The sequence below is a fragment of the Streptomyces celluloflavus genome (assembly GCA_000720995.1).
Lineage (GTDB): Bacteria > Actinomycetota > Actinomycetes > Streptomycetales > Streptomycetaceae > Streptomyces > Streptomyces celluloflavus.
In genome coordinates this window covers 47273-61435 of the sequence record JOEL01000037.1, presented here as the reverse complement: position 1 = coordinate 61435, position 14163 = coordinate 47273, and the positions used below count along the sequence as shown (strand labels likewise).

The following is a 14163-nucleotide window of genomic DNA, read 5'->3' as shown; positions in this document are numbered from 1 at the left end:
GAGGGGGGTGGGGGCGGTGGTGGGGGCCCGCTGTATGGGCGGTGCGTCGGTGGGGTGAGCGGTGTGCGGGGCCGGGACCGGGAACGAGGCAGGGGCCGGGGTTTGGGTCGCGAGGCGTTGCACGGTGGGGCGTACGGGGTCGCCGGTTCGGGTCGGTTCGCCGGTTCCTGCGGGGTTCCCGGTCAGTGCGGGGTTGCCGGTTCGTACGGGGATGACGGTGGGTGTCTGCTTGGCGAAGGACATCGGGGAGTTGGTGCCTGCGGTGCGCAGCGGTACCGCGGTCGAGGGGGCGTCGCCCTGGTGAGCCGTCCGCTTCAACGGCGCGGGTGATGCCGCAGACTGCGGCCCCGCAACGGGTTCGGCCGGGCGGCGGGCGGCGAGGGGCCGGGCGGACGCGAGGGGGGCGCGCTGGGTGACGAGCGTCGCGGCCCCGTCGGTACGGGCCTGGTGCCCGGCTGGTTGCGTGGGATCGACCGCCGAGGGGCGCACGGGCTGGTCGGGTCGCACGGGGGGCGGGGGCACGGCGGGTGCGGCGGGTACGGAGGGGGCGACGCTTACGGCGGGCGCCGGGGATGCCGCTGCTCGCTGTACCGGGGCCGGGGCGGCGGCCGAGGGGGTGGCCGGGGGAATGACAGGGTGCGGCCCGGTTGCCGGTGCGCCGGATACGGGCAACGGCTGGGCGGGGAGCGGGTGTTGGCGTGTCTCCGGTGCCGTGGGCCGGGGCGCGACCGGCTGGGTGGGCGTGGCCGTGGGAGTGGCCGCGGGCATGGCCGTGGTCTCGCTTGCCGGGCGGTGCGTACTCGTGGGCGGGGCGGGTGGCTGCGGGGGCTTGGCCGGGCTCGGCGTGGGGCGGCCGGTGCCGGCCTCCGGTGCTGTGGCGCGCTGAAGCGGGGTCGCAGCGGCGTCGGCCGGCCGGTGCGCCGGGGGCGTGATCGGCGCGCCGATCAGCGGACGGCGGCTGCCGCTGCGGGCCGCACCGGGGTCGGCGGGGCGACCGTCCTGCGCCGCGGGCGGACCCGAACGGGAGGTACCGGGCGTGGCCGCGCTCCGTTCCGGGGCGGGCCCGGTGGTCCGCGCGGCGCGCTGGACGGGGGTGTCGCCGGTGGCGGGTCCGGTGTTCCGGGCTGGGGTGTGCTCGGTGGAGCGTGCGGCGGTCGGACCGGTGTTGGTGTCCCCGGGGGTGTGCGGCGTGGGCGCCGGGGCGGACTTCGGCGTGCTCCGGGGCAGGTTCTCGGGCGCGTTCGAGGGCGCGCCGAGAGGGGTCTTCAGGGGCGTGCTCCGGGGGGCTTTCGCGGGGGTGGCCTGGGGGGTACGCAGGGGGGCCGGAGCCGGAGCCGGAGCCGGTGCCGTTGCCGGTGGCCGGTCCGGTCCGGATGCCGGTGGCTGGGCCGGTGAGGGCGCGGGGGCGGGGGTCGTCCGGTGGGGAGATCCGCTCGGAGCGGGTGGCTGCGGTACGGGGGACCCCGGCGCGGCGGCTCGTTGTATGGCTGTTCCCGGGGCGGCGTCGGAGGAGGGCGCGACGGGAACGGCCCGGCGGGAAGGGGACACCTGCGGTGCGGCAGATGAGGCCGGTGAGGCTGATACGGCCGGTGATGCGGGGGACGTCGGTGACGCCGGTGTGGTGGGTGACGCCGGTGTGGTGGGGATTCCCCGCGGGTTCGGCGCGCTCTGCGGGTTCGGCGCCGGGGTGGCCGGGGTCGCGTTCGTCTGGAGCGGCGCGCCAAGTCCCGTACGACGAGCGGAAGTTGCGCGGCTCCGCTGGACGGGTTGGGCAGGCTGGGCCTGCTGCGGGGCTCGGCCGGCCGGGCGTGCCGGATCCGGTGCGGGGACCGGAGGCGTGGCGCCGCCGGTAGCGGCCCTGGCACGGCCTGCCGGTGCGGACGGGGCGGACGGTGCGGCGCCCGGAGTGGAGCCCGGCGTGGCCGGGGCTGACGGGAGCGGCGTACCGAGCCCGGGACGGTGCCCGGTCAGTGCCCGGGTGGGCGGGGCGGCCGGTGCCGGCGGGGTGGCGCCGGTTTCGGCCGGTGCGGGCTTGCCAGGAGCGACGCCGGATTCCGTCGTGCCACGGCTCCGCTGTACGGGCTGGGACGTACGGCTCTCCGCACTCTGCTGGACGGGCTGGGACGTTCGGTTCTCCGCACTCCGCTGGACGGGCGCGGGAGAGGGCGACGGCGACTGTGACGGCGAGGGAGAAGGTGAAGAAGTGGCTGCGGGCGGTGCCGGAACTGGCGGGGCAGCAGGGGCAGGCGTGGGCCGGGCCGCCTCGGGCTGAGCCTTGGACCGGCTCCCGGTACGGGCGCGTACGGGCGCGGGCGACGGTACGGGCGCGGTGGCCGGGCCGCTCGACGGCGCGGGGGCCGCCGGAGCGGGCCCCGGACCAGGGCCGGCTCCCGGGCGCGCGCCCGGTGCGGACGCGTCGGCGCCCGCTCCCGCGTCCGGGCTCGGGACCGCACCCGACTTCGGGGCAGGGGCAGAGGCACGGACAGGAGCAGGAGCAGGAGCAGGAGCAGGAGCCGGGACACGGGCAGGGGCAGGGGCCGGGTCGGGGCCCGCGTCCGGGGCGGAGCCCGTACCCGCCTCAGGGGCGCGGCGTACCCGGCGTACCGATACCCGCCGCTGTACCGCCCTGGCAGGTGCTGCGGGCGGTACAGCGGCGGGATCCCCGGCCGCCGAAGCGCGTGGTGACGCGTCGGCGGCCGGTTCCCCGGGACCGGCGGGGGAAACCGGCCCGGGGAGTCTGGGGGGCTGGACCTCGGCGGCCGCGGCCGGGGCGTCCGGCGCCGCCGGGGTGGCGGGGCCGACCGGGCCGGACGGCCGCTCCGGCCGCGGGGCCGGGGCGCTGCCGGCCGGCCGGAGCTGCCGCGGCGGTTGCGGGACCGGACGCGCCGAGATGAGCGGTGAGCGCACCGCCGCTCGCCGCTGTACCGGGGCCGGTTGCCGCGGCCCCGGCGCCGATCCGGCGGACGAGGAAGAAGGCGAGGAAGAAGGCGAGGAAACCGCGGGCCCCGTGGGCGTCGTGGATGCCGTGGGCGCCGCCGGTACCCCCGTCCGCAGCCCCATCCGCATACCCACACCCGCGCCGGTGCCCGCGTCCGCGACCGTGCGTGGGGCCGGTGTTGCGGTGTCGTCCTCCCGCTGCCCGGCGACCGGCAGCCGAAGCGCCGGCAGGTCGAGGGCGGACGGCTGCCCGGCGAGGGGCGTGAGCACGCCGCCGAGCACGCCCGCGGGGGCGTTGGCCCGTACTTCGTGGCTCAGTTCACCGTAGAAGGACGGGTTGTGGTGTGCGGACAGCGAGCGCGCGAAGTCCGGCGCCGCGACGGTACGCGGTGCGGCCAGCACCCGCTGGACGGGCGGCAGGGCCGTCCAGCCGGGCGCGGCCGCGCTCCGGCCGCCACCCGGGTGCGCCGAAGCCGCCCCTGCCGACTCGGCAGGAACCCCCGACGCCGCCGCGTCCGAGGTACCCGCCGCATCCGTACCGGCCTGCGCAGCATCCGTACCGGCCTCGGCACTCCGGCGCCGTTCCCCGCGCCGCCAGCTGAACAATCCCATCCCCCGTCACTGCTTCCCTTCTCGCGCGCCCCGCTCGACGAGGGTCGCGATCTGTGACACGTACGCGCGCCGGTCGCCGTGTTCGAGGTCGAGGATGTCGCCGATGGCCCAGTGGAAGTGGTAGGCGAGGTAAGCGACTTCCTCCTCGATACGGTCGGCCGCGTACGTCACGATTCCCCCAGGCGGCTCCCGGCCAGCTCCACCTCGAAGGACTCCGCACAGTGCGGGCAGGCGACCGCCGCCCGGGTGTGGCCCTCCGCGTTGATCTGCCGGTAGAAGTCCTGCAGGAAGGCCAGGTCGGAGGCGAACATGTTCTCCACCGTCCCGTCGTGCACGTCCGGAAGCGTGCCGAGCCGGGTGATGACCCGGCCCAGCAGGACGACCGAGAGGTAGGCCGGGTTCTCGCGTACCCGTACGTCACGGAGCGGGATCAGTTCGTCCCGTGCCGTGGCCAGCCGCATCGTGCCGTTGCGGTGCACCGTTCCCGACTCGTCCACGAATCCGCGCGGCAGCTCGAACTCGAATTCCGTGCGCAGCACGTCATGCTGGGCCGAATGTTGGGCCGAGGTTGCTCCGGCCGGGCCTTCCCGTCGCATTACTCGATGACCAGTTCTTCGAAGACGATCGTGACCTTCTCGGTGAGCGCGGCGGCGTCGCCCGCCTTGACGCCACTGGTCTCCACCTTGCTGCACCAGGCGTTGCGCATGTTGTAACGCTTCACCGGGGAGTTCTGGTAGTCCATCATCATGATGGTCGCGTTCTTACGGGCCGAACCCATGTCGCCCGCGACGGACTTGTTGATCCACTCCGTGAACGCGCCGCTCTGCGTCATGCCTCGCGTGACGGTGCACTCGCCGGCCTTCTTCACGCCGGGCATCTTCTTGACGACGGGCTTTCCGTCCGCCGACACCTGCTGGTATTCGATGACGTCCTGCTCCATGGAAAGGCCGCTGACCTCCTGGAGGTACTCGACCATCACGCCGTCGATCTGGAGGCCGAAATTGTGTGAGGTGAGCGCATCACCGGGCTGAAGGGACAAGGAATTTCACTCCTGTGCGAATTCTCGAAAGGATCTGTGTGGCTGCGATGGAGACTGCGGCGGCGATTGCGATTGCGGCTGCGAGGGCGACCCGATTGCGGACCGGGTCCGCGCACGCAGCCGCTTCGCCGGCTGCGAACGGGGCTTACTCCTCCAGCTCGCCCCCGCCACCGGAGAACTGGGCCAGCCGGAAGACGACGAACTCGGCCGGCTTGACCGGTGCGATACCGATTTCGCAGACGACCCGCCCCAGGTCGACGGATTCGACGGGGTTCGTCTCCGCGTCACACTTCACATAGAACGCGTCCTCGGGGCGCGCCCCGAACAGTGCGCCCGAGCGCCACTCGTTCACCAGGAACGCCGAGATGTTGCGGCGGATACGGGCCCACAGCGCCTGGTCGTTCGGCTCGAACACCACCCACTGGGTGCCGACGAGAATCGACTCCTCCAGGTAGTTGAAGTAGCGGCGGACGTTCAGGTAGCGCCACGCCGGGTCGGACGCGAGGGTCCGCGCGCCCCATACCCGGACACCGCGCCCGGGGAAGGCCCGGATGCAGTTCACGCCGACCGGGTTGAGCAGATCCTGCTCGCCCCGGGTGATCTGGAGCTCCAGGTCCACGGCGCCGCGCACGATCTCGTTCGCCGGGGCCTTGTGGACACCGCGCTCGGAGTCGTTGCGCGCCCACACACCGGCCATGTGGCCCGACGGGGGAATGACGCGCGACTGGCCCGACGCCGGGTCGAAGACCTTGATCCAGGGGTAGTAGAGCGCGGCGTACCGCGAGTCGTACCCGGCCACCTCCTGGCGCCACTTGCGGATGTCGCGGGCGTTGAGGGACGGCGGCGGGTCGATGATCGCCATCCGGTCGCCCATCAGCTCGCAGTGCGAGATCAGCCCGAGCTGGACCGCCTTGACCTGCTCCAGGTCGATCAGGCCCTGCTGGTAGGCGGCCATCAGGTCCGGTACGGCGACCATGTTGACCTCGTCCAGCGCCTCCAGGCCGCCGAAACCGGTGCGGTCGGCCGAATCGCCGATGAACTGGCCGGAGTTGAGCCGCTCCACGGCGGTGCCCGTCCCCGGGGTGGCCGGCACGGGGGCGGCCACGGGCGGGACGAGGGTGACGGACTGCGCGACGGGCTTGGTCAGCTGCGCGGCGGTCGCGGCCTCTTCGACGGTGATGGTCTTGGACCGCTGCTTGACCTGCGTGACGACGTAGTTGCGCGCCGTCTTCTTCGAGCTGACGTCGAAGCTCTCGACGACCTTCTCGCCGTCCTTGACCACCAGCTTGAAGCGGTCGGCCGCGCTCTCGCCCTCGACGTCCTGCACCTCGACGGTCAGCGCGCCGTTGTTCGCCGAACCCGTGGCGATGGCGGCGACCTTGAACGTGCCGAGCGCGACCGGCTCGCCCGCGGTCAGCTCCTTGGGGGCGGCGGCGCCCACGGCCTGCGGCTGCCCGGCCTCGTCGGTGTCGGCGGACGTCCCGCCCACCCGCACGACGTAGGCGGCGGTGCCGCCGTTGTTGAAGAAGCCGTAGACGGCGTGCGCCAGGTAGTACCCGTCCGTGAACTCGCCGAAGGCGGCCACGTACTGGGACCAGTTCGTCACCAGCGTCGGCTCGTTGACCGGACCGGTGGACGCCAGCCCGACGAAGGCGGCGACGGACGTGCCAATGCCTTCGATCGGGCGCGATCCGCTGGAGACCTCCTCGACGTATACGCCGGGGGACAGGTAGGTGGGCATGGCGTTGCTCTCCTCATGGGCGGTACTGAAGATCGGCTACTGCGGTTACTGCGGTTACTGCGATTCCTGCGGGTACTGCGGATGGTGCGGCTGTCGGGTGCTCAGCTGTCGGGGCGGGGCACCGGTACTCGTACGCGTCCGGGCCTGGGTCCGGGTGCGGGTTCGACGTGCTTCCGGGACACCGGCACCGAGTTCGGCAGCATGGCCTGCGGGTGCAGCAGATCCGTCAGCAGGAACGTCATCAGCTCATCGCCACTCATCTTCTTCAGCCGGGCGGCGAGTGGCTGACCGGCCTGTTCGAGCCGGGCGATCTCCAGGACGGCGCGCTCGGCCAGACCGGGGACGATATCGGCGCCGACGAGCACGTTCTGATGGACGCGGTCCGGATAACGGTGCGCGACGCCGCCCGTCGGAGCGTGGTATTCCTGCATGCTCTCGGTCAGCAGGGCGGGGTAATCGCGCCGGGCGAAGTCACCGAGCATGACCCAGCCGCGCTGGAGGAGACCGGATTCCTTGATTTTCAGGGAGATCCGGGCGGGTTCACCGCCCCCGGCGAACCGGATGTCCCACAAGGGCGAGCTCGGCGCCTCGATGAAGAAGAAGACGAACGCGTCATTGGCCAGCGCCGTCTCGTCGCGGGGCTCCGTAAGGTGCCGGTTGCCGCGCCCTTCGAGTTCCAGGGATGTCCTGGACCGCATGGCCCTGTCGTCGACCATCGCGGCGGCCCGGTCCACGGTCGTGTAGTGGTGCAGGACGCTGTTTCCGAGCGCCGTGGTGAGTTTCGCGCGGGTGTCTGCCATCCATGAGGGTTCGGCGGTCTTCTGGAAGAGCGAGAAGCGCCCTTTCTCTCTTCTGCTCGCGTTCTCCCGCTCCATGGACTGGAGATTCATCCGGGAGAGTTCCTCGAAATAGGCCCGTCCGGACTTCTGGAGCGCCGCGGTGCGGTGCTCGAATTCCGGGTCGCGCCAGAGCAGACCTTCGCGCGTCATCATCTCGTAGGGGCCGTCGCTGCGGCTGGTGAGATCGGCGAGGTCGATGAACCGGTCACTGACCGCCTGCGTCTCCTGCTCGACGATCTCGCGCAGCGCCTTGAGCGGGTCCGGGCCGGAGAGCGCGGAGGCGGCGTCCCGGAGCTCCCCGAGGACGGTGAGCCGCGCCTTCACCCGCCGTTCGCCCAGGCCGTCGTAGCGGTCCGCGAGCTCGCTGATGCGGGCCTGGGCCCCGGACGGCGGGTTCTTGTCCCGCAGCCGTTCGGCCAGCGGCACGCCGGTCCGGTGGGGCCGCCGCTGCGCCTCTCGTTCGGGGGCCCGGCCCTGGGCGGGGACTCGGTTCCGGTCCTGCCGCCGGCCCGGTACCTCACCGGCCGCTGAACCGTGCTGTCGCATGACGTCGGCCAATCCACCGCTGTCCGCGGTCCGTTGGAGCAACTCGGCCGCGCTCGGGGTGAGGTGGCCCGCCGGTACCGACGCCATCACCCGGGCGGCTCCGGACACCGCGAACGCGGCGGACGGGGCCGGTGCGGTGGCGACGGCGGATCCGGGGGCGGCGGGACGTGCGGCGGGTGCCGGGGTGCGGGTGGCCGCCGCGGCGCCCGCGCGTCCGCGCCCGGACGCGGGCTGGTGGCCCGGAATCCGCATGGTGTCCCCCCGTCCCCTGGCTTCCCGGCCCCGGACGCGTGGTCCGGCCCCGGCCGCTCTCGCGGTGTGTATGTTCTGCGCCGCTCTCGCGGTGTGTGCGGCTCTCGGGTCCCGTACTCCGGGCTCGTACGTCCTCGTCTTCGTACGACGCCGTACGTCCTGCTCCGCACCACGTACTCCGTACCCGGTGCCGGGTACTCCGTACTTTCCCCACGATCGCGTACGGTCCGGCGCGGATGTAGAGACGAACGGACGTCAGTGGGGGCACAGGGGGCTGCCCGTTCGGTCACCTGACGCTCCGCCGAGGCCGGCGGACGGGGGCCGGAGCCCCGAGGCCGGACGCCCGGAACGGGGAGTCCGGAGCCGGCGCCCGAGGTCCACCGCCTCTTCGCTGCCCCGGCTTCGGGATTTCAGTGTCCGTGCCTGCGGTCCGGTTCGTCCGGGGGTCCGCATCCGGCGGACGGCGGCGGGGGACCCGGCGTCGGCGTAGACGATGGCCGGTCCGGGGCGCCGGGTACAGAGCCGGGCGGACGTCCCGGCGGGCAGCGCGCGGTGACCGGAAGGGCAAGGCGAGGTGGTGGGGTGCCGTCCCGGGCCACAGGGACGCCCGATGACGTGTTTACGGTTCCGCAGGGGTGAAAGGGCAACCGCCGCTGCCCTTTCGGGCACCTTCCGGAGAAGTGCCAGGCATCACAGGAGGTCCGGGAACGCCGGGGCGAAGCCCCGTGGTTCTGGGAACGGGGGGAATACGACCGGCCGTTACTCGGTTCCCGTCACCCGGCGAGGATGACCGCGCAGCAAGAAAAGGACGCTCCGATGGTGACGTCGAGTACATCCGGTACATCTGAGTAGGTGCGCAAGGGCAGAATCTCGGGGTGCCATGGGCCAATCGGGCAAAGGGGTGGACAGGCTGTGACCACGGACAGGGGTGCCACCCGGTACGGGTACGAGGAGGGGCTGGGCTACGAGGAGGGGTACGCGGACGGCCCCGGATACGAGGGCGGGCACGGGCGCGCGGGCGGCCACGGGAGTGGATACGGGGCCGAGTACCGGAGCGGTGAGCGTGGTCCGTTCCGGTTCCAGGTCCTGGGATCCGTCCGGGTGCTGCGGGACGGTCAGGCGCTGAACGCGGGCTCGCCGCAGCAACGCGTGGTGCTGGCGATGCTGCTGCTGCGCGGCGGCCGGGCGGTGCCGGTGTGGGAGATGGTCGACGCGCTGTGGGAGCAGGCGCCGCCGAAACGGGCGATGGGCACCGTCCGGACCTATGTGTCGCGGCTGCGCACGCTGCTGGAGCCGGAGCGGGGCGCCCGTGCGCCCGCGCGGCTGCTGGTGTCCGAGGGCGACGGCTATGCGCTGCGGACCCCCGTCCAGGCGCTGGACGCGGCGGAGTTCGAGGCCCGGCTGGCGGTCGCGGCCCGGCTGCGGTCCGGGGGCGACACCCGCGGGGCGTACGAGGAACTCTCCCGCGCCCTCGGGCTGTGGGGCGGCACACCGCTGGCCGGACTGTCCGGTCCGTACCCGCACCTGCAGCGCGAACGGCTCACGGAACTGCGGGTCACCGCCCAGGAGAACGCCTTCGCCTGCGCGCTGGAGCTGGGCCGGGCGAGCGAGGTGGTGGCGTCGCTGCGCGCGTTCGCCACCGAGCAGCCGTTACGCGAACGCACCCAGGGACTCCTGATGCGGGCACTGGACCAGAGCGGCCGCCGGGCGGACGCGCTGGCCGTGTACGAGGCCACCCGGCGCTTCCTGGACACCGAACTCGGCATCCGGCCGGGGCGCGAACTCGGTTCCCTGCACGCCCGGTTGCTGTCGGGCGCGCCCGCCACCCGCCTCGCACAGCCGCAGTCACAAACACAGCCGCAGACGGAACGGCGGATACAGCAGCAGCGGCAGCCGCAGATACCGGTGCGGACCGGCCGGTCCGCCGAGTCCGCCGGGCCCGATCTCCCGGTCCCCGCACAGCGATCCAGCCGTACGCGGGGGATCGTCACTCCGGCGCGCGCGCGGACAACGATGTCCGCCCCGGCGACCAGGCCGGACCCCCGCGCGGGTCGCGGGGGCGGCGCCGTACCCGCACCCGGCGTGCCCCGGCAGACCCCGCCGCGCGGGGCGGCATCGGACGCGTCACCGGCACCGGGAACGCCGGCAGCCTCCCTGCCGTCACCGGACTCACCGACCTCACCGGACTCACCGGCCGCGCGAATACCGGGGGCATCCGCCCCGCCCTGCGCGCCCCGCCCCCAGGCCCCCTCCGGTATCCCGGCCCGGCAGCCGGCGGCGTCCGCCCAGCGGATCCCCGTGCCCGCACAGCTGCCCTCCGCCATGGCGGACTTCGCCGGGCGGCGGGAGCTCGCGGCCGGGCTGCACGAGCTGCTGGACGGGGCCGCGGCCGGGCGGGCGCCGGTGGTGGCCGTGCTCACCGGGCTCGGCGGGGCCGGGAAGACCGCGCTGGCCGTCCATGTCGCGCAGCAGGCCCGCGCCCGTTTCCCCGACGGCCAGCTCTACGTCGATCTGCACGGCTGCGATCCGGTCCCGGCCGACACCGCCGACGTACTGACCCGGTTCCTGTCCGCCCTGGGCGTCCCCGACAGCGCCCTGCCGGACGGCCTCGACCAGTTGGCGGCGCTCTACCGCTCGCTGCTCGCGGGCCGCCGGATGCTGATCCTGCTCGACAGTGCCAAGGACGCCGCGCAGATCCGGCCGCTGCTGCCCGGTACACCGGGCTGCGCGGTGCTGGTCACCAGCCGTTCGCGGACGATCGCGCTGTCCGGTGCGCGCACCGTCGAGGTGGGCGTACTGGAGGAGGCGGAGGGCGTCGGGCTGCTGGCCGCGGTGCTGGGCCGCGACCGGGTCGCCGCGGAGCGGTGCGCCGCGCGGGAACTCGTCGCGGACTGCGGCGGACTGCCGCTCGCGCTCCGCATCGCCGCCGCCCGCCTCGCCGCCCGGCCCGGCCGCACCCTCGCCGACCTCGCGGCGCGGCTGCGCGACGAGCGGCGCCGGCTGGACGAACTGCGGGTCGGCGACCTGGCCGTGCACGCGACGTTCCGGATCGGCTACGAGGCCCTCGACCCCGAGCTCGCCCGGACGTTCCGCATCCTGGCCCTCGCCGATATGCCGTCGTTCTGCCGGGGAGCCGCGGCCGTACTGCTGGGCGGGATCAGCGAGGACGAGGCGGAGGAGCGGGTGGAGCGCCTGGTCGACGCGGGGCTGCTGGAGTGCCAGGGCACCGACCGCTACCACTACCACGGCCTGGTCAGGCTCTTCGCGCGACGGCTGAGCGAGCGCACCGACAGCCCGCGCGAGCGGTGCGAGGCGCGGCGCCGCTTCCTCGACTTCGTCCTGGCCACCGTCCTGGAAGTGGTGCGCAACAGCAAACCGCACAGCGTTCTGCCCAGCCTGCTGCACCGTCCGGCGATGCCGGGCCGCGCGCTGCTGGACGCGGCGAGCTCGCGCGAATGGCTGGACGACGCGGACGCGCGGCTGTACGCGTTCGTGGACCGGGTGCTGCGCTACGGGCCGGGCCCGGCCGACGGCGCGGAGCGGCGCGCGGACGGCGCCCCGGAGGGCGACGGGTGCACCGGTCCGGCCGGCGGACGGCACCGCGGCGCGGGCGGGGACGCGGAACGCGCGGGCGACGCGTGGGCGGGGGCGGCGGCGCACCGGGCCGAGGACGCCGCCGATGCGGACGACTGTCCCGGCGACCTGCTGCGCCAGGCCGTCGATCTGCTCACCGCCTGGTCCCACCTCCTCGGCGGCACCGCACGCCACCGCGGTCTGGAACCGCTGGCCCGGCTCGCCCTGGAGCGGGCCCGGTGGCGCGGCGACGACGTGGCCACGGCCCGTGCGCTCCGCCTCCTCGGCGCACCCGGCCACGGCTCCCAGACCTATGAGCGGTCCGCCCGGATGCTGCGCGAGAGCCTGCGGCTGGCCGAGCGGGCGGGCGACCGGCTGGTCGGTGCGGAGGCCGCGCACGAACTGGCCATGGTGCTGCTCGCCATGGGCCGGGCCGGGGAGGCGCTGCCCGTACTGGGGCAGGCGTACACGCGCTTCGAGGCGCTCGGCGGGCGGGCCGACGCGATCCGGGTCCGCGCCCATCTGGCCCGCGCGTATCTCGTCCTCGGGCAGCGCCGCCAGGGGTACCAGGCCATGGCCGAGGCGCTGGCGAGCGCCCGGCAGCTGGGGTGCCCCGAGACGACGGCGCAGGTGCTCTACCAGACCGGCTGCGGGATGCTGGCGGACGGCCGGGCGGGCGAGGCGGCGGCCCATCTGCGGGAGGCGCAGCGGCATCACCGGTGCGCCGGCAACCCGCGCTGGGAGGCGCTGGCCTGGGCCCGGCTGGCCCACTGCGAGCTGGCCCGGGGCCGCGACTCGGCGGCGCTGGACTGCGCGGCGCAGGCACTGGCCATCGAACGCGACCTCGGGGACGACGTCTGCCGGGGGCTGGCGCAGGCCGCGCGCGGCCGGGCGCTGCTGGCCCTGGGCGACACCGCCGGCGCGCACCACGCACTGGAGTCGGCGCGCTCGGCACTGCGGCGGCGGGGCGCGCACCAGGCGGCCGGTATCGCGGAGCTGCTGGCGGAGCCGCTGGACGAGCCGCTGCCGGACGAACTGCTGCGCTCCGACATACCGGCGTAGCGGGCCGGGGCCGGCGCGTCCCGGCCCGCTACGGGCAGCCGTATCACGGGACCGTGCCGCCTGTCGGCCGTTCCGGACGATAGGGCAGCCGATCGTGCCCCCGGGTGTGCCCTTACGGACGCTGCCCCGCGCCTGTACAGACAGTTGACTGTCTGAGTGAGTATGTGGACTTCTCTGGAACCGGCCGCGACGAGCGTCGAACCCGGTTCCGGTACCGGCGTACGGCTGCGCGTGCGCAACACGGGGGACACCGTCGAGGAGTACCGCCTACAGGTGGTGGGCGCCACGGCGGGCTGGGCACGGGTGGAGCCGGATGTGCTGCGGCTGTATCCGGGGGCGGAGGGCACGGCCGAGGTGCGGTTCGCGCCGCCGCGCACACCGGACGCGGTCGCCGGGCCGACGCCCTTCGGTGTGCGGGTGATGCCCCGCGAGACACCGCAGGCCGCGGACATCGTCGAGGGCCAGCTCACGGTCGGCCCGTTCACCGAACTACGCCCCGAACTGGTGCCATTGGTCGTCCGCGGCCGGTGGCGCGCCAAGGCGGCGGTCGCCGTCGACAACCTCGGCAACCAGGAAGTGACCACTTCCCTGTCCGGCCGGGAGAACGGGGACGCGTTCACCGTCGAGGCCGAGCCGAGTTCGGTCCAGGTGGCGCCCGGCCGGGCCGGGTTCGCCGAACTGGCCATCAAGCCGGGCCAGGTGAGCTGGTTCGGCACCACCCGCAAGCACCCGTTCACCGTCTCGGTGCTGCGGGCGGGCGAACCGCAGCCGACCGAGCTGCGCGGCACCTACCTCCAGCCGTCCGTGCTGCCGCCCTGGGCGCTGGCGCTGCTGTCGCTGCTGCTCGCGGCCCTCATCGCGTTCGTGACGCTGTGGTTCCGGGCGTCGCCCGAGGTGTCCACCCAGGCCAAGGAGAAGCCGGAGGCGCAGGTACAGCTGCCGACCAAGCCGGATGCGAAGACCATGCCCAGCGCCCCGCCGCCGTCGCCGTCGGCCCCGCCGGCCGAGAAGCCCCCGTCGGGCGACGACGGGCCCAAGGACCCGCCGAAGAAGGACGGCGGTGGCGGCGGTGAGCAGAAGAAGGACAAGGGCCCGAAGCTGGAGACCCTCCACAGCGACTTCGACCCCGGCGGGTACCTGGAGGTCAAGGAGGGGCAGCAGAAGGACGGCACCTACGTCGGCCAGAGCCCGGACCTGACCGGCGACAAGTACGGCCGCAACCAGCTGTGGATCATCCACCGCTATGCCGAGGACAACACGGTCGCCCTGGAGGCCGGCAACGCCCCGGGCAAGGTCCTCGACAAGAACGGCGGCAGCAATATCGTCTCGATCTGGCACGCCGATCCCCAGGCGCTGAAGTCGGGGCAGCTGCCCGCGAACCAGAAGTGGCGGCTGGAGGACGCGGGTGACGGCCGCTTCCGCCTCGTCAACATGGACAACAACGAGTGCCTCAGCGACACGCAGAACGACAAGAGCGCGCTGACGGGGGAGTGCGGGAAGTACGGCGGTCAGAAGTGGAAGATCGAGAACGCGAAGTGAGCGTCCGCCCGGATCCCGGGATG

General features: G+C 74.0%; 7 protein-coding genes and 1 pseudogene. 2 read left to right on the top strand and 6 right to left on the bottom strand.

What is annotated here, in order from left to right; translation table 11 throughout:
• The 6 genes and pseudogenes from IH09_RS40220 to IH09_RS27045 form a co-directional block, all read right to left on the bottom strand.
• Window positions 1-318, bottom strand: a pseudogene (locus IH09_RS40220) (hypothetical protein); the annotation flags it as partial.
• Between the two features lie 3237 nt (window positions 319-3555).
• Window positions 3556-3720, bottom strand: coding sequence for a DUF6760 family protein (locus IH09_RS39355; RefSeq protein WP_094793516.1), 165 nt, complete (start codon window positions 3718-3720; stop codon window positions 3556-3558).
• Complete coding sequence (locus tag IH09_RS27060) at window positions 3717-4145, bottom strand: hypothetical protein (protein ID WP_052860101.1); 429 nt, start codon at window positions 4143-4145, stop codon at window positions 3717-3719. Before IH09_RS27060 ends, IH09_RS39355 begins: the two co-directional genes overlap by 4 nt.
• Window positions 4145-4588, bottom strand: a complete 444-nt coding sequence (locus IH09_RS27055; protein WP_052860100.1) for a phage tail protein — start codon at window positions 4586-4588, stop codon at window positions 4145-4147. The genes IH09_RS27060 and IH09_RS27055 overlap by 1 nt, the downstream gene beginning before the upstream one ends.
• Window positions 4589-4733: 145 nt before the next feature.
• Complete coding sequence (locus IH09_RS27050; RefSeq protein WP_052860099.1) at window positions 4734-6329, bottom strand: phage tail sheath family protein; 1596 nt, start codon at window positions 6327-6329, stop codon at window positions 4734-4736.
• 101 nt (window positions 6330-6430) lie between these two features.
• Window positions 6431-7966 (bottom strand): hypothetical protein, encoded by a 1536-nt coding sequence (locus tag IH09_RS27045; protein WP_052860098.1) that lies wholly within the window; start codon window positions 7964-7966, stop codon window positions 6431-6433.
• Window positions 7967-8878: 912 nt separating this feature from the next.
• Here IH09_RS27045 and IH09_RS27040 point away from each other — a divergent pair.
• Together IH09_RS27040 and IH09_RS27035 are read left to right on the top strand one after the other, a co-directional pair.
• A complete protein-coding gene (locus IH09_RS27040; protein WP_052860097.1) occupies window positions 8879-12601 on the top strand; it encodes a BTAD domain-containing putative transcriptional regulator in 3723 nt (1240 codons plus the stop codon).
• Between the two features lie 156 nt (window positions 12602-12757).
• Window positions 12758-14140, top strand: coding sequence for an RICIN domain-containing protein (locus IH09_RS27035; protein WP_143682181.1), 1383 nt, complete (start codon window positions 12758-12760; stop codon window positions 14138-14140).
• Window positions 14141-14163 lie beyond the last annotated feature (23 nt).